The organism is Geodermatophilus sp. SYSU D00710 (assembly GCF_054050195.1).
In genome coordinates this window covers 104,621-119,208 of record NZ_JBJGYX010000001.1, presented here as the reverse complement: position 1 = coordinate 119,208, position 14,588 = coordinate 104,621, and the positions used below count along the sequence as shown (strand labels likewise).

Sequence of the window (14,588 nt, the reverse complement as noted above, 5' to 3'; positions counted from 1 at the left end):
CGACTCAGTCGAACAGCAGGGTGTCCAGGCCGCGGCGCACGCCGGGCTCCTCGGCCACCCGCCGGATGGCCAGCAGGGTGCCGGCGACGTAGGGATCCGGGGTCTCCCCGGCGTCGTGCCGGAGGACCAGCCGCTCGCCGGTGCCGCCGAACACGACCTCGGTGCTGACCACGAAGCTCGGCAGCCGGACCGAGTGCACCCGGCTGCCGGCCACCTCCGCGCCGCGCGCCTCGACCGGGCCGTGCAGCTCCGCCAGCGGGACCGCCGGGGCCGGCGTGCGCACCGCGCCGAGGGCCTCGGCGAGCTGGCGGGCGGTGCCGCTGGGCACGTCGGGCTTGCCGGCACTCGCGTAGTCGACGATCTCCCAGCGCTCGACGTGCGCGGCGGCCAGCGTGGCGGCCCGCTGCAGCACGGCGGCCTGGACGGAGAAGTTGCCCGCGGCGACCACCCCGACGCCCCGGTCCCGGGCGAGCCGGTCGAGCCGGGCGTAGTCGTCGTCGGTCAGCCCGCTGGAGCCGACGACGGTGTGCACACCGGCCCGCACGGCGGTCCACACGTTCTCCTCGACCGCTGTCGCGCTGGTGTAGTCGACCAGCACGTCGACCTCGGCGGACGCGAGTGCGTCGGCGACCGAGGCGGAGACCCGGCCCTCGCTGCGCGACGCCGTGACCGCCGACAGCTCCTGGCCGGCGGCCGACCGGGACACCCCCGCGGTGAGGACCAGGTCGTCGGCGGCGTCGATGGCCGCCAGGATCGGCGGCGCGGTCCAGCCGGTCACGCCGGCGAAGCAGACCCGGATCACGGCCCGACCCTATTGCGCGCCGGATCGGAGGACGCCGCCTACGCCGGGGACAGGTTCTCGCGGAGGAGCCCGGCCAGGCGGGTGCGCCGCGGGCGGACGTCGACCTCCCGCACCGCCCGCGCCAGCGCCGCACCCGAGGCGTGCACGATCGACAGGTGCTGCTGCGCCCGGGTGAGCGCGGTGTAGACCAGCGGCCGCGACAGCATCCCGCCGGCCTCCGGCGGCAGCACCACGACGACGCCGGGCCACTCCGACCCCTGCGCCCGGTGCACGGTGATCGCCCAGCCGTGCTTGAGGTCGGGCAGCGCGTCGCCGGGCACGGTCACCGGGCCGGAGGAGAAGTCGACGGTCAGCGAGCCCTCGCCGGTGGCGGTCACCACGCCGACCTCGCCGTTGGCGAACCCGATCGGCTCGAGGTCGAGGTGGTTGGCCGTGGCCACCACCCGGTCGCCGACGTCGAAGCCGAACACCGTGCCCTCGCCGGGGTTCAGCCGGTCCTTGAGCGCCTTGTTGAGCTCGATCGTGCCGGCCGGGCCGCGGTGCACCGGCGTCACCACCTGCACGTTGCGCGGGTCGATCCGCAGCGCCCGCGGGATCGAGTCGGTGACCAGCTGCACCACCCGCCGGGCGGCCTCGCCGCTGCCGGTGGCGGGCACGACGACGACCTCCCGGTCGGGGGAGTCGACCGGCGGCAACTCGCCGGTGCGCACCGCCGACGCGAGCCGGGCGATCGCGCCGCCCTCGGCCTGCCGGTAGAGCGTGGTCAGCTCGGTCACCGGGACCACGCCGGAGTCGATGAGGTCGCCGAGCACGTGACCGGGGCCGATCGAGGGCAGCTGCGCGGGGTCGCCGACCAGCAGCAGGTGGGTGCCGTCGGGGCAGGCCTCCAGCAGCGCCGCGGTCAGCTCGACGTCGAGCATCGAGGCCTCGTCCACCACGACGACGTCGGCGTCGAGCGGCCACTCCTCGTTGCGGGCGAACCCGCCGCCGAACCCCTGGGCGCCCAGCAGCCGGTGCACCGTCACCGCCGGGTGGTCGGTGAGCTCCTCCAGCCGCTTGGCGGCCCGGCCGGTGGGCGCGGCCAGCGCCACCTCGGTGCCCTTGGTCCGCAGCAGCCGGACGACGGCGGCCACTGTGCGGCTCTTGCCGGTGCCGGGCCCGCCGGTGAGGAGGGAGACGCCGGCGCCGAGCACCTGCGCGACCGCCTGCTTCTGCGCCTCGTCGAGGCCCTTGGCCACCGACCGGACGGCGGCGGGGTCGGCGATCCGCTCGGCGGTGGCGGCCAGCCGGGCGACGTTCTCGGCCACGGCCTCCTCGGCCATGCCGTAGCGGGCCAGCGACAGCGTCCGCAGCGCCGGGTCGGGCTCGGGCGGCTCGGTGTCGGAGTCCTCGTCCCACTCCGGCTCGGGCGGCTCGTGGTCGAGCACGTCGCCGGACTCGACCGCCGCCACGACCGCCGCCGCGGGGTCGGCGATGCCCTCGGCGCGCAGCGCCGCCACCACCAGGTCGGCCGGCAGCACGGTGTGCCCGTCGCGGGTGGCGGTGCGCAGCGTCATGACGACGATCGCGCGGCCGCGGCGGGAGTCCTGCCGGTCGGCCCCGCGCAGCACCGAGATGGCCAGCCGGTCGGCGTCGGTGAGGGTGACGCCGGGCAGGCCGAGCAGCGACCACGGGTCGTCGCGCAGCCGGCGGGCGGCGTCGTCGCCGAGGACGTCGGCCGCCGAGGACGCCAGCCGCGCCTCCAGCCCGGCCCGCACCAGCAGCTCGACGACGCCGTAGGTGGGCGCGGCCGCCAGGAACGAGGAGAACAGCCGCTCGGCGCGCTGCTTGCCCACCCGGGGGAGCTTGAGCAGCCGGGCGACGGTGACGTCGTCGGGCGAGGTGATGCCCGCGCCGGGCAGCTCGGCGGCGGCCCGCTTGCCCAGGCTCGGCCACAGCCCGGCGGCGCAGAACGCGGCGAAGACCGGGTCGGGCGCGGTGGGGGAGGGGGCGGTGCTGGTCGAGGGAGTGGTCACCGGGCCGCCCGCTGGTCGGGGTAGGAGAAGTGCGGCGCCGAGACGTCCTCGAGCGCCGTGCGGATCGCCGCGGGCAGCCGCACCGACTCCGCGTCGAGGGACTCCTGCAGCTGCGCGGCGGTGCGGGCGCCGACCACCGGCGCGACCACGCCCGGGCGGTCGCGCACCCAGGCCAGCGCCACCGCGAGCGGGGTGGTGCCCAGCCCGTCGGCGGCGGTGACCACGGCCTCCACGATGCGGTCGGCGGTTGCCGAGCGCAGGTCGTCGAGGAACCCGGCCCACTGCGGCGAGGCGCCGCGCGAGCCCTCCGGCGTCGCCGCCCGGTACTTGCCGGTGAGCAGCCCCCGGCCCAGCGGCGACCAGGCCAGCACGCCCAGCCCGAGCGCCTCGGCGGCGGGCACGACCTCCCGCTCGACGCCGCGCTGCAGCAGCGAGTACTCGACCTGGGTGCTCACCAGCGGCGCCCGCCCGGGCCAGGCGCGCTGCCAGGTGGCCGCCTGCGCGGTCTGCCAGCCGGTGTAGTTGCTCACGCCGACGTAGCGGACCCGGCCCGAGGCGACCGCGGCGTCGCAGGCGGCGAGGGTCTCCTCGAGCGGGGTGAGGTCGTCCCAGGCGTGCAGCTGCCACAGGTCGACGTGCTCGACGCCCAGCCGCCGCAGCGAGCCGTCCAGCGCCGCCAGCAGGTGCCCGCGGGAGGCGCCGCGGCCCAGCGGCCCGGGCCCGGTGCGGCCCACCGCCTTGGTGGCCAGCAGCACCTCCGAGCGGGGGACGACGTCGGTCAGCAGCCGGCCCAGGGTGCGCTCGCTGTCGCCGTCGCAGTAGACGTCGGCGGTGTCGACGAGGGTGCCGCCGGCGTCGACGAAGGCGGTCAGCTGCATCGCCGCCTCGTCCTCGTCGGTGTCGCGGCCCCAGGTCATGGTGCCCAGCGCCAGCCGGGAGACGACCAGGCCGCTGCGTCCCAGCGCCCGTTGTTCCACGACGGGCCAACCTACCGCCGCCGGCCGACAGGAGCCGGGGGGACGCGGCGGGTGTGGACGGCGCCGCGCCGGGTCGTGCCCGGGCCCGCCGCGGGGGTCGGCCTACGCTGTCCCCCCGTGCCGTCGCGAGTCCCGAACCGTCCTGTCCGCCGTCCCGCCCGGTCCCGGGGCTGAGCGGGATGGGGTGGTTCGAGGCGGTCGTCCTGGGGCTGGTCCAGGGGCTGACGGAGTTCCTGCCGATCTCCTCCAGCGCGCACCTGCGGGTGGTCGGCGAGGCGTCGGGCTGGGGTGACCCGGGCGCGGCGTTCACCGCGATCACGCAGATCGGCACCGAGGCCGCCGTCCTGCTCTACTTCCGCAGGGACATCGCGCGCATCGTCGTCGCCTGGCTGCGGGCGCTCACCGACCGCTCGATGCGTGCGGACCCCGACGCCCGGATGGGCTGGCTGATCATCGTCGGCAGCATCCCGATCGTGGTGCTCGGGCTGCTGTTCCAGGACGACATCGAGACCACCTTCCGCGACCTGCGGATCGTGGCGATCGCGCTGGTCGCCTTCTCGCTGGTCCTCTACTGGGCCGACCGGGTGGGCCGCAAGACCCGCGAGCTGCGGCAGCTCACCGTCCGCGACGGGCTGCTGTTCGGGCTGGCGCAGTCGATGGCGCTGGTGCCGGGCGTGTCCCGCTCCGGCGGCACGATCACGATGGGCCTGTTCCTCGGCTACACCCGCGCCGCCGCGGCCCGCTACTCGTTCCTGCTGGCCGTCCCGGCGGTGCTCGGGTCGGGGTTCTTCCAGGCCTACGAGGCGCTCACGGGCGGCGTGGCCGGGGAGAGCGTCGCCTGGGGGCCGACCCTGCTGGCCACGGTGATCGCGTTCGGCGTGGGCCTGTCGGTGATCGCCTGGCTGCTGCGCTACCTCGACCGCGGCACGTTCACCCCGTTCGTCGTCTACCGGGTGGTGCTCGGCCTGGTGCTGCTGGCGCTGGTCGGCGCGGGGGTCCTCGCGCCCAACTGAGGCGTCCCGCCGGGATCAGGTGACCTGATCGTCGGGCGTCCTCCCTCACGGCGGGCCACGAGGGAGGACGCCATGCGGTGAGGGAGGACGCCGGCGCAGGTCCGCCTACGCTCGGCCGCGTGACCACCGTCATCCTCCTGCGGCACGGCCGGACGACGGCGAACGCCGGTGGTGTGCTGGCCGGGTGGAGCCCCGGCGTCGAGCTCGACGAGACCGGGCAGGCGCAGGCGGCCGCGGTGGGCGCCCGGCTCGCGCCGGTGCCGCTGGCCGCGGTCGTCAGCAGCCCGCTGGAGCGCTGCCGGCAGACCGCCGGGGCCGTGCTCGACGGGCGCGGGCTCGAGCTGAGCACCGACGACCGGCTCGGCGAGGCCCGCTACGGCGACTGGACCGGCCGGCCGCTCAAGGAGCTGGTCAAGGAGCCGCTGTGGAAGGTGGTGCAGCAGCACCCGTCCGCGGCGGTGTTCCCCGGGCCCGAGGGCGAGGGGCTGGCGCAGACCCAGGCCCGCGCGGTCGCCGCCGTCCGCGAGTGGAACGACCGGCTGGGCCCCGACGCGGTCTGGCTGGCCTGCTCGCACGGCGACGTCATCAAGGCCGTGCTCGCCGACGCCCTCGGCCTGCACCTGGACGCCTTCCAGCGGATCGTGGTCGACCCCGCGTCGATCTCGGTGGTCAGCTACACCGAGACCCGCCCCTTCGTCCTGCGGGTCAACGACACCGGGGGCGACGTCGCCGCCCTGGTGCCGCCGAAGAAGCGGCCCCGTCGCCGCCGGGGCAGGGACTCCGACGCCGTCGTCGGCGGCGGCGCCGGCGCGGCCGCGACGTGACGGCGGTCGTCGGACCGCCCGCGTAACCTGGCAACGTGCCGCGCCAGGTCTTCCGTTTCGAGCGCCCGACCCGGTTCGTCGCCGGGACGGTCGGCCAGCCCGGGGATCGCACCTTCTACCTGCAGGCCTCCGACGACGACGGCCGCGTGATCAGCGTCGCGCTGGAGAAGTCGCAGGTGCAGGTGCTCGCCGAGCGCATGGACGAGCTGCTCGACGAGATCGCCTCCCGGCCCGGCACCGCCGTCCCCGCGACCGCCGACGTCGACGACCTCGAGCCGCTCACCGCCCCGGTCGACGAGGAGTTCCGCGTCGCGGCGATGGGCCTGGCCTGGGACGGCGAGGCGCAGGCCGTCGTCGTCGAGGCCGTGGCGGCCACCGACGAGCCGGTCGACGAGGAGACCATCCTCTCCGACGCCGAGGAGGGCCCCGACGCGCTGCGGGTGACCATCACCCCCGGCGCCGCCCGGTCGTTCGTCGCCCGGGCGCGCCGCGTCGTCGCCGCCGGCCGCCCCTCCTGCCCGCTGTGCTCGCTGCCGCTGGACCCCACCGGGCACGTCTGCCCGCGGCAGAACGGCTACCGCCGCTGAACCGCGGAGCGCGGCGGTGACCGGCGGCCGGCCCGCGCGCGAGCTGCGCGCCCCGGACACCGACGCCGAGGCGCGCACCCTGCTGCTCGCGGGCGAGATCGACCTCGAGGGGCGGATGCTCGACGCGAGCAACGTCACCCTCGTCGGCGCCATCCGCACCGCCGAGCTCGAGGCCGAGTGCGTCTACAAGCCGGTGGCCGGTGAGCGGCCGCTGTGGGACTTCCCCGACGGCACCCTCGCCGGGCGGGAGGTGTCGGCGGCGCTGGTCAGCGAGGCCACCGGGTGGGGCATCGTGCCGCCCACCGTGTTGCGCGAGGGCCCCTTCGGCCCCGGCATGGTGCAGCTGTGGATCGACGGCGACCCCGGCGTCGACCTGGCCGCCTTCGTCCGCTCCGACCACCCGGGGCTGCGCCGCATGGCGGTGTTCGACGCAGTGGTCAACAACGCCGACCGCAAGGGCGGGCACATCATCCCGACGGCGTCGGGTCACGTGTACGGCGTCGACCACGGCATCTGCTTCTCGGCCGACCCGAAGCTGCGCACCCTGCTGTGGCGCTGGGCGGGCAAGCCGCTGCCCCTGGCCGCCCTGGAGGTGCTCGAGCGGCTCGCCGACGACCTGCGCGGCGACCTCGGCGAGGCGCTGCACGAGCACCTGACCCGGCGCGAGGTCCGCTGCACCCAGCAGCGGGTGGCCGAGCTGCTGCGCACCAAGCTGCACCCCGAGCCGTCGGGGCAGTGGCCCGCGCTGCCCTGGCCGCCGTTCTAGCCGCGAGCGGGTGCGCCCGCGCCGCCCTGGTGAGCGGAGCCGGCCGGTCGAAACCCGGATGACGGGCCGGCGGCGGTCCGGTTGGCTGGCGGGGTGGACGCTCTCCGGACGTCGCCGTGATCCGCCCCGCAGTGGTCGCCGACACCGCAGGGATCGTCGCCGTAGCCGTCGCCTCCGGTCTCTTCCCGCCCGAGGAGGTGGGGATCGTCGAGGACCTGCTCACCGGTCCCGGCGGACCGGACGGAGCCCTCTGCCTGGTGGACGACGAGCAGGGAGTGCGCGGAGTGGCGTACGCCGAGCCGGTCCGGGGGACCGAGGACGCATGGGAGCTGACGATGATCGCGGTCGCCCGGGAGGTCCAGGGCGGCGGCCGGGGCACGGCCCTGCTGCGAGCGGTCGAGGACGGCCTGCGCCCGCGCGGGGCCAGGCTGCTGCTGGTCATGACCTCGGGGACGCCGGAGTTCGCCCGGACCCGTGCCTTCTACGCCGGCCGCGGCTACGGCGAGGAGGCCCGGGTCCGGGACTACTACACCGACGGCGACGACATGGTCCTGTTCCGCCTCCCCTTGAAGGCCTGACCGACGCCGAGCAGGTGCGCTCACGCCCCGTTCGGGGTGCTGGAACGACGCGCCGGCGCACAGCCTCGGGTGGTGTGCGCGGATGGCGCACTCGGCGTCCGGCGCGCGCCGGAACGGCACATCCCTCCGCCGGAGTGTGTGCGCCCACGCCGCGTTCGACGCCCCGGAACCCGGCGTCGGCGCACCCGCTCGGGCAGCATCCGGGGGCATGCCGCACCGCAGCCGCCTCGCGATCCTCCTGCTCGACCTGCCGCCGGACGTGCACCCCGCCGGCCTCGACTTCTGGTCGGCGGCCACCGGCCACCCCGTCGAACCCGACATGGAGGACCCGAGCTGGCACTCGCTCGGCTCGTTCGCCGACGGCTTCCACCTCGAGGTGCAGCGCACCGGGGAGGGGACGCCGCCGCGCTGGCACGTCGACGTCGAGACCGACGACATCCCCGCCGAGGTCGCGCGGCTGGAGGCACTGGGCGCCCGCCGGGAGGCCGACATGGGCTCGTTCTGGCAGATGACCGACCCGGCCGGGCTGGTGTTCTGCGTCGTCGGCATCCAGACCGGCGAGGCCTTCGAGCGGCACGCCGTCACCTGGCCCTGAGGCGGGCAGCACCGTGACTGCGGGGGTGGCCCTCCTCTTGCGGTGTTCCCCACGCTCCCGCGGCACGGCCACACCGCACCAGCGCCGGGAACACCGCAAGACATGGCCTGACCGGGGCTGCCGGACTCACCCGGTCCCGAAGCCCGCCCTGAGCCGCCCCGGGGCCGGCCGGGTCACTCCATGTCGACCAGGCCGATCATCGCGGCCGCCTGCAGGCCGTCGCCGTCGACGGTGAGCACCTCCAGCGGCACCCGCCGCCAGCAGGCCAGCAGCAGGTCGCCCGCGGTGCCGCGCAGCGTGGCCACCGGGCGCGGGCGGGACCCGGCGAACAGCGTGCGCTCCACCCCGGCGTCGATGGCGTGCAGCACGACGGGGTGCGCGCCGGGCGGCGGCCCGTCGGGCAGTGCGCCGGGCACGATGACCTCCAGCCACTCGTCGAGGCCGTCGAGCCCGAGGCCGGCGGGGATCGGCCGGACGTCGCCGAGCACCTGCTCGACGTCGGCGGTGTGCACCACCGCCTCGTGGACCTGCCGCCGCAGCACCCAGCCGACGTCCTGCCGGGGCGCCCACGTCCAGACCCGCTCGGCGGGGTCGGCGGCGGCCAGCGCCGTCTCCAGTTCCGCCGCCTGCGCCATCGACCAGCCCAGCAGCTCGTCGTCGGGATGGCGCGGCGGCTCGGCGTAGCCCTCCGGCGACGCGGCGCGGGTCCGCACGACCCAGGCCCAGAAGTGCTGTACCTCGCCGAGGTGGCGCACGAGGTCGGCGAGGGTCCAGTCCGGGCAGCCGGGGACCGGCGCCCGCCACCCGGAGGCCAGCAGGGCCTCGGCGGCGGCGTCGGCGAAGCGGGCGTCGGTCCGGCTCAGCGCCGGCAGGTACTCCGCGGTGTCCATCGCCTGGGTGTCCATCGCCGTCCCCCTCCTCGTGCCCGCCCCGGCGACGCTAGCGCCGCGGGCCGGTGCCCGTCCCACCACCCGCCGTCGCCGCTGGTGGGGGAGACTCGCGGTGGTCCCGGGCCCCGGCCCGGGCCCTGCCGCCGTCCCCAGCCAGGAGTGCCGCCCGGTGTCCACCGCCCTCTCGCCCGAGGTCCGCACGACCGCCCTCGCCCGCATGTCCGCCGACGTCCTCGACGTCCTGGTGATCGGCGGCGGGGTCACCGGCGCCGGAGCCGCCCTCGACGCGGCCAGCCGCGGCCTGTCGGTGGGCCTCCTCGAGCAGCGCGACTGGGCCTCGGGCACGTCCAGCCGGGCCAGCAAGCTCGTCCACGGCGGGCTGCGCTACCTGGAGATGCTCGACTTCGCCCTGGTCCGCGAGGCGCTGCACGAGCGCGGCCTGCTCGTCGGCCGGCTCGCCCCGCACCTGGTGCACCCGGTGCCGTTCCTCTACCCGCTGCGCCACCGGGTGTGGGAGCGGGCCTACACCGGGGCGGGCATCGCGCTCTACGACGTGCTCGGCGGGCTGCTCGGCCGCGTCGGCGGGCAGGGCGTGCCGCTGCACCGGCACCTGTCGAGGAAGGCGCTGCGCCGGGTCGCGCCGTCGCTGCGCGAGGACGCCGCCGTCGGCGCCATCCGCTACTGGGACGCCAAGGTCGACGACGCCCGCCTCGTGCAGGTGCTCGTGCGCACCGCCGTCGGCCACGGCGCGCTGGCCGCCAGCCGCACCCAGGTCGTCGGCTACCTCGAGGAGGGCGGCCGGGTCGCGGGCGTGCGCGCGGTCGACCTGGAGACCGGCCGCGGGCTCACCATCCGCGCGCGGCACGTCGTCGGCGCGACCGGCGTCTGGACCGACCAGACCCAGGAGCTCTTCCGTGCCCAGGGGCTGACCGTGCGGGCGTCGAAGGGCGTGCACATCGCCGTCCCGCGCGACGTCATCGCCGGTGAGGACGGGGTCATCCTGCGCACCGAGAAGAGCGTGCTGTTCATCATCCCGTGGCCCACCCACTGGGTGATCGGCACCACCGACACCCCGTGGGACCTGGCCAAGGACCACCCGGTCGCCTCGGCCGCCGACGTCGACTACCTCCTCGAGCGGGCCAACGACGTGCTCACCCGGCCGCTCAGCCGCGACGACGTCCTCGGCGTCTACACCGGCCTGCGGCCGCTGCTGCAGCCGGTGGGCGAGGAGGGGCAGGCGACGACGAAGGTGTCCCGCGAGCACACCGTGGCCACCGTCCGGCCCGGGCTGACGGTGATCGCCGGCGGCAAGTACACGACCTACCGGGTGATGGCCCGCGACGTGGTGGACATGGCGCTGGCCGACCGCGCGCCGGGGGAGGACCCCGACGCGCCGATCCCCGCCTCGCTCACCGAGGAGCTGCCGCTGGCCGGCGCCGACGGCTACCGGGTGCGGTGGAACCGCAAGGCCCACCTCGCCCGCGCGCACGGCTGGACCGAGACCCGCGTGGAGCACCTGCTCGACCGCTACGGCAGCCTCGTCGACGAGCTGCTCGCCCTCGTCGACACCGACCCCGACCTCGGCCGGCCGCTGGAGGGCGCGCCGGACTACCTGCGCGCCGAGGTCGTCTACGCCGTCACCGCCGAGGGCGCGCTGCACCTCGAGGACGTGCTGACCCGCCGCACCCGGCTCTCCTACGAGCAGGCCGACCGGGGGACGGCGTCGGCCCGGCCCGCCGCCGAGCTCATGGCCGGGCTGCTCGGGTGGGACGACGACCAGCGCGAGCGCGAGGTCGCGACCTACCTGGCGCGGGTGGAGGCCGAGCGGGCCGCCGAGGCGATGCCCGACGACACCTCCGCCGAGCGCGCCCGCCTGCAGGCCCCCGAGATCCGGCCGTTCGCCGCCTCCGCCTGAACCCCGTCCGACCCGAGCCTGGAGGTCAGCGTTGACCCGGTACGTCGCCGCCATCGACCAGGGGACGACGAGCACCCGCTGCATCGTCTTCGACGCCGCGGGCGCGGTCGTCGCCCGGGCGCAGGAGGAGCACCGGCAGGTGTTCCCCCGCGCCGGGTGGGTCGAGCACGACCCGGTGGAGATCTGGGCCAAGACCCGGGACGTGGTCGGGCTGGCACTGGCCCGCGCCGACGCCGTCGCCGGTGACCTGGCCGCCGTCGGGCTGACCAACCAGCGCGAGACCGCCGTCGTCTGGGACCGCACCACCGGCGAGCCGGTGTACAACGCGATCGTCTGGCAGGACACCCGCACCGACGCGATCTGCCGCGAGCTCGGCGAGCCCGGCGGCGGCGCCGACCGCTACAGGGAGCGCACCGGCCTGCCGCTGGCCACCTACTTCGCCGGGCCGAAGGTCACCTGGATCCTCGACAACGTCGAGGGCGCCCGGGCGCGGGCCGAGCGCGGCGAGCTGCTCATGGGCACCATCGACAGCTGGCTGCTGTGGAACGCCACCGGCGGCCCGGACGGCGGCCTGCACCTCACCGACGTCACCAACGCCTCGCGCACGCTGCTCATGGACCTGGGCACGCTGCAGTGGGACGAGTCGATCGCCGCCGACCTGCGCATCCCGACCTCGATGCTGCCCGAGATCCGCTCCAACTCCGAGGTCTACGGCGAGGGGCGCCGGCACGGGGCGCTGGCCGGGGTCCCGATCGCCGGCTCGCTCGGCGACCAGCAGGCGGCCACCTTCGGGCAGGTCTGCTTCACGCCGGGCATGGCCAAGAACACCTACGGCACCGGCAACTTCCTGCTGCTCAACACCGGCAAGACCGCGGTCCGCTCGGAGAACGGGCTGCTCACCACCGTCTGCTACCGGCTCGGCGACGACGACCCGGTGTACGCGCTGGAGGGGTCCATCGCGGTCACCGGCTCGCTCGTGCAGTGGCTGCGCGACAACCTGCGGCTCATCGGCGGCGCCGGCGAGATCGAGGCGGTCGCCCGCTCGGTGGAGGACAACGGCGGCGCCTACGTCGTACCCGCCTTCTCCGGCCTGTTCGCCCCGCACTGGCGCTCCGACGCCCGCGGCGCGGTGGTCGGGCTGACCCGCTACGTCGACCGCGGCCACCTGGCGCGCGCGGTGCTGGAGTCGACCGCGTACCAGACCCGCGAGGTGGTCGAGGCCATGGACGCCGACAGCGGGGTGGCCCTGGCCGAGCTGCGGGTCGACGGCGGGATGGTGGTCAACGAGCTGCTCATGCAGTTCCAGGCCGACATCCTCGGCGTCGACGTCGTCCGGCCCCGGGTCGCCGAGACCACCGCGCTGGGCGCCGCCTACGCCGCGGGCCTGGCCGTCGGGTTCTGGAGCGGCCAGGACGAGCTGACCGCGCAGTGGGCCGAGGACCGCCGCTGGACGCCGCAGATGCCCGCCGACCGGCGCGAGCGCTACTACCGCAAGTGGCAGAAGGCGGTCACCCGCACCCTGGACTGGGTCGACGAGGACGACTGACGCCGCCGCGATCCGTCCTGTCTCGCGGCCGGGTGCACGCCCACCCGGCCCGGGGTCGGCGCCACGAGGTGCGGGGCGCGCCGGACGAGGAGGAGGACGGGTTCACCCCACCGCTGCGAGGCTGGCGAACACGATGACGTTGTCCTGGTAGTCCCCGGACTCCTCGTCGAAGGCACCACCGCAGGTGATCAGGCGCAGGCCGGCATGGTCGATGTCGCCGTAGACCTCGTCGGTCGGGAAGTCGTCCTTGGAGTGCTTCTCGACGCGGTCGACTCTGAAGGTCGCGACGGTGCCATCGGTCCGGTCGACGACGACGGTGTCCCCGGTGCGCAGTTCCCGGAGCCCGTAGAACGCCCCGGGTTCGCCTTCCCAGTCGACGTGGCCGGCGAGGACGGCGGGCCCCAGTTCGCCGGGTGTGGGGCTGCCGTCGTACCAGCCGACGGGATACGCGCCCCGGGGGACCTCCATGGAGCCGTCCCGTTGCAGGCCCAGTTCCATGATCCTTGACGTCACTCCGAGGGCCGGGATCTGGACCCGGACGGGAGTACTGGCCGGCAGCTGCTGTGCGCTGGCCGCCGTGCTGACCAGCCCGGCGGGAGGCGCGGACGGAGCCGTGGTCGCGGTGACCGGCGGGGCGACCACGGCGAGGGGGGCCTCGAGTCGGACCGAGTCAGCCGCGTCCTGGGGCAGGACGACGATGGCGGCGATGCCCGCAGTAGCGAGCACCGCGGAGGTGCCTGCCCAGACACGGGCGGCGCGGGGCCGGGGCGCGCGGGAGGCTCGGCGCTTCGGCTGTCCGTAGCGGGTGACGTGCGGAGGTCGGGCGAGCAGGGCCGCGAGCTCCGTGTCCCCGCTCGATGCCCGCGCCTGAGGCGGCGGTGGGGGATAGGCACCCACGATGCGCACCGCACCATCCGCCCCGATCCCTGGGGAGTCGGGGCGGATGGTGCGTGCGCGATGGTGCACGTGGGCGACGGTCAGACGGTCGCGCGGGAGCTGCGCCGGGCAGCGAACGCGGCGCCACCGGCCGCGGTCAGGGCGACGCCACCCAGGACGTAGGGAAGCGCGCCGGCCTCGTCGCTGGCCGAGCCGTCGCCGGCGGCAACGGCGCCCGCCGGGCGGGTCGTGACCTGGCCGCTGCCCGTCGTGCTGCCGGTCGTGACCCCACCGGTCGTGGTGCCGGTTGCGGCGCCGCTCGTACCCCTCGACGGGAGGCTCTCGCAGGCGCGGCCGTCGTTGTCGTCCCCGTCGAGGCCGTTGGGGTCGCTCGGGTCCTGGTCGTAGACGGCCTGTGCTTCCTCCTGGTAGGTGAAGTCCTCGAGGCAGTCGAGGTCGGCGGCCTGCGCCGTGCCGGAGAAGCCGACGGACAGGGCTGCGGTGAAGAGGACGCCAACAGCGGCGGTGGTACGGCGACGCATGATCTGGACTCCAGAGGTGTTCGGAAGAGGCGGCCGCCAGCCTTACACAGCGATCTCGTTCCGATACGGTGCGTTTCGAAGCACGTGTGCCGAGGTTCACGCCGTCGATCGGCAACTCTCGCCAGCGCGCTCACGTGCGGCTCACGCGTCTCACCCAGGCCGAGCCCATTCCTCGCGTTGCTCGACGTCGCCGCCGTGGCGCTTGATGCCCATCCGCGCTACCGCACGTGGCAGACGGCGGTCACCCGCACCCTGGACTGGGTCGACGAGGACGACTGAGGACGGCCCGGCCCGGATTTCCGTCCTCTGCCGTTCCGTTGACGGACAGCGATGGCGCGCCGGGGAACGGTTGCACCCGGCCACCCGGCCCCGTTGTCTGCTGGGACCGGGGCGCCGAGGGGCGGTGCCGTGAGGGGGAGAACGGGATGCCGATCTGGACGGTGCAGACCACCGGGGGCGAGGACGAGCGGGTCGAGGCCGGGCTGCTGGCGACGGAGAGCGGCGCCCTGGTCGCGCTGTCGGACGACGGCCTGCTGACACGGGCGTGGGCACCCGGCCAGTGGCGGGCGGTCCGGCAGGTGACCGACGGGGACACCCGCCCGTCGCGCCGGCCGGCCGAGCCGGACGAGGTCCTGGTCGGGCTGCCCCGCCGCTGACGGGAT

General features: G+C 75.7%; 15 protein-coding genes. 9 read left to right on the top strand and 6 right to left on the bottom strand.

From position 1 onward, the window contains the following. Positions 1–4 precede the first annotated feature (4 nt). From dapB to ACI78U_RS00540, 3 genes are read right to left on the bottom strand one after another with little or no spacing between them, the layout of a single operon-like run. Positions 5–802 (bottom strand): 4-hydroxy-tetrahydrodipicolinate reductase, encoded by a 798-nt coding sequence (gene dapB / locus ACI78U_RS00550; protein WP_456873326.1) that lies wholly within the window; start codon positions 800–802, stop codon positions 5–7. A gap of 38 nt (positions 803–840) precedes the next feature. Continuing rightward, positions 841–2,817 (bottom strand): AAA family ATPase, encoded by a 1,977-nt coding sequence (locus ACI78U_RS00545; RefSeq protein ID WP_456873325.1) that lies wholly within the window; start codon positions 2,815–2,817, stop codon positions 841–843. Next, positions 2,814–3,794 (bottom strand): aldo/keto reductase, encoded by a 981-nt coding sequence (locus ACI78U_RS00540; protein ID WP_456873324.1) that lies wholly within the window; start codon positions 3,792–3,794, stop codon positions 2,814–2,816. Before ACI78U_RS00540 ends, ACI78U_RS00545 begins: the two co-directional genes overlap by 4 nt. Positions 3,795–3,973: 179 nt before the next feature. Here ACI78U_RS00540 and ACI78U_RS00535 point away from each other — a divergent pair, with 179 nt between their 5' ends. The 6 genes from ACI78U_RS00535 to ACI78U_RS00510 all read left to right on the top strand — a co-directional run bounded on the left by ACI78U_RS00535 (position 3,974) and on the right by ACI78U_RS00510 (position 8,157). Then, a complete protein-coding gene (locus ACI78U_RS00535) occupies positions 3,974–4,807 on the top strand; it encodes an undecaprenyl-diphosphate phosphatase (protein ID WP_456873323.1) in 834 nt (277 codons plus the stop codon). 119 nt (positions 4,808–4,926) lie between these two features. Then, entirely contained in the window at positions 4,927–5,631 is a 705-nt protein-coding gene (locus ACI78U_RS00530) for a histidine phosphatase family protein (protein ID WP_456873322.1), read from the top strand. Positions 5,632–5,666: 35 nt separating this feature from the next. Next, on the top strand, positions 5,667–6,218 hold the full coding sequence (locus ACI78U_RS00525) for a DUF3090 family protein (RefSeq protein ID WP_456873321.1): 552 nt from the start codon (positions 5,667–5,669) through the stop codon (positions 6,216–6,218). 16 nt (positions 6,219–6,234) lie between these two features. After that, positions 6,235–6,984 (top strand): SCO1664 family protein, encoded by a 750-nt coding sequence (locus ACI78U_RS00520; RefSeq protein WP_456873320.1) that lies wholly within the window; start codon positions 6,235–6,237, stop codon positions 6,982–6,984. A 116-nt stretch (positions 6,985–7,100) separates the two neighbouring features. After that, on the top strand, positions 7,101–7,562 hold the full coding sequence (locus ACI78U_RS00515) for an N-acetyltransferase family protein (RefSeq protein ID WP_456873319.1): 462 nt from the start codon (positions 7,101–7,103) through the stop codon (positions 7,560–7,562). A 208-nt stretch (positions 7,563–7,770) separates the two neighbouring features. Next, positions 7,771–8,157 (top strand): VOC family protein, encoded by a 387-nt coding sequence (locus ACI78U_RS00510; protein ID WP_456873318.1) that lies wholly within the window; start codon positions 7,771–7,773, stop codon positions 8,155–8,157. Positions 8,158–8,330: 173 nt separating this feature from the next. On the opposite strand, the gene ACI78U_RS00505 is transcribed toward ACI78U_RS00510, so the two are convergent. Further along, positions 8,331–9,062, bottom strand: coding sequence for a maleylpyruvate isomerase family mycothiol-dependent enzyme (locus ACI78U_RS00505; protein WP_456873317.1), 732 nt, complete (start codon positions 9,060–9,062; stop codon positions 8,331–8,333). A gap of 154 nt (positions 9,063–9,216) precedes the next feature. On the opposite strand from ACI78U_RS00505, the gene ACI78U_RS00500 reads away from it, so the two are divergent. Both ACI78U_RS00500 and glpK read left to right on the top strand, forming a co-directional pair. Beyond that, complete coding sequence (locus ACI78U_RS00500; protein WP_456873316.1) at positions 9,217–10,962, top strand: glycerol-3-phosphate dehydrogenase/oxidase; 1,746 nt, start codon at positions 9,217–9,219, stop codon at positions 10,960–10,962. Positions 10,963–10,993: 31 nt separating this feature from the next. Further along, positions 10,994–12,508 carry a glycerol kinase GlpK gene (glpK, locus tag ACI78U_RS00495; protein ID WP_456873315.1) on the top strand — a complete coding sequence of 505 codons (1,515 nt, stop codon included), beginning with the start codon at positions 10,994–10,996 and terminating at the stop codon, positions 12,506–12,508. Positions 12,509–12,610: 102 nt separating this feature from the next. Here glpK and ACI78U_RS00490 read toward each other — a convergent pair whose 3' ends face one another. Both ACI78U_RS00490 and ACI78U_RS00485 read right to left on the bottom strand, forming a co-directional pair. Continuing rightward, positions 12,611–13,234 carry a class F sortase gene (locus ACI78U_RS00490; protein ID WP_456873314.1) on the bottom strand — a complete coding sequence of 208 codons (624 nt, stop codon included), beginning with the start codon at positions 13,232–13,234 and terminating at the stop codon, positions 12,611–12,613. Between the two features lie 251 nt (positions 13,235–13,485). Next, on the bottom strand, positions 13,486–13,926 hold the full coding sequence (locus ACI78U_RS00485; protein ID WP_456873313.1) for a hypothetical protein: 441 nt from the start codon (positions 13,924–13,926) through the stop codon (positions 13,486–13,488). 425 nt (positions 13,927–14,351) lie between these two features. Between ACI78U_RS00485 and ACI78U_RS00480 the strand changes: the two genes are divergently transcribed. After that, the gene (locus ACI78U_RS00480) at positions 14,352–14,582 is read left to right on the top strand and encodes a hypothetical protein (protein ID WP_456873312.1); all 231 of its coding nucleotides are present in this window, start codon (positions 14,352–14,354) and stop codon (positions 14,580–14,582) included. The last annotated feature ends 6 nt before the right edge of the window (positions 14,583–14,588 follow it).

Excerpts from the sequence above, each read along its gene's own strand:
- ACI78U_RS00485 (WP_456873313.1), bottom strand. The coding sequence starts at position 13,926 with ATGCGTCGCCGTACCACCGCCGCTGTTGGCGTCCTCTTCACCGCAGCC.
- ACI78U_RS00510 (WP_456873318.1), top strand. The coding sequence starts at position 7,771 with ATGCCGCACCGCAGCCGCCTCGCGATCCTCCTGCTCGACCTGCCGCCG.
- ACI78U_RS00480 (WP_456873312.1), top strand. The coding sequence starts at position 14,352 with ATGCCGATCTGGACGGTGCAGACCACCGGGGGCGAGGACGAGCGGGTC.
- ACI78U_RS00535 (WP_456873323.1), top strand. The coding sequence starts at position 3,974 with ATGGGGTGGTTCGAGGCGGTCGTCCTGGGGCTGGTCCAGGGGCTGACG.
- ACI78U_RS00505 (WP_456873317.1), bottom strand. The coding sequence starts at position 9,062 with ATGGACACCCAGGCGATGGACACCGCGGAGTACCTGCCGGCGCTGAGC.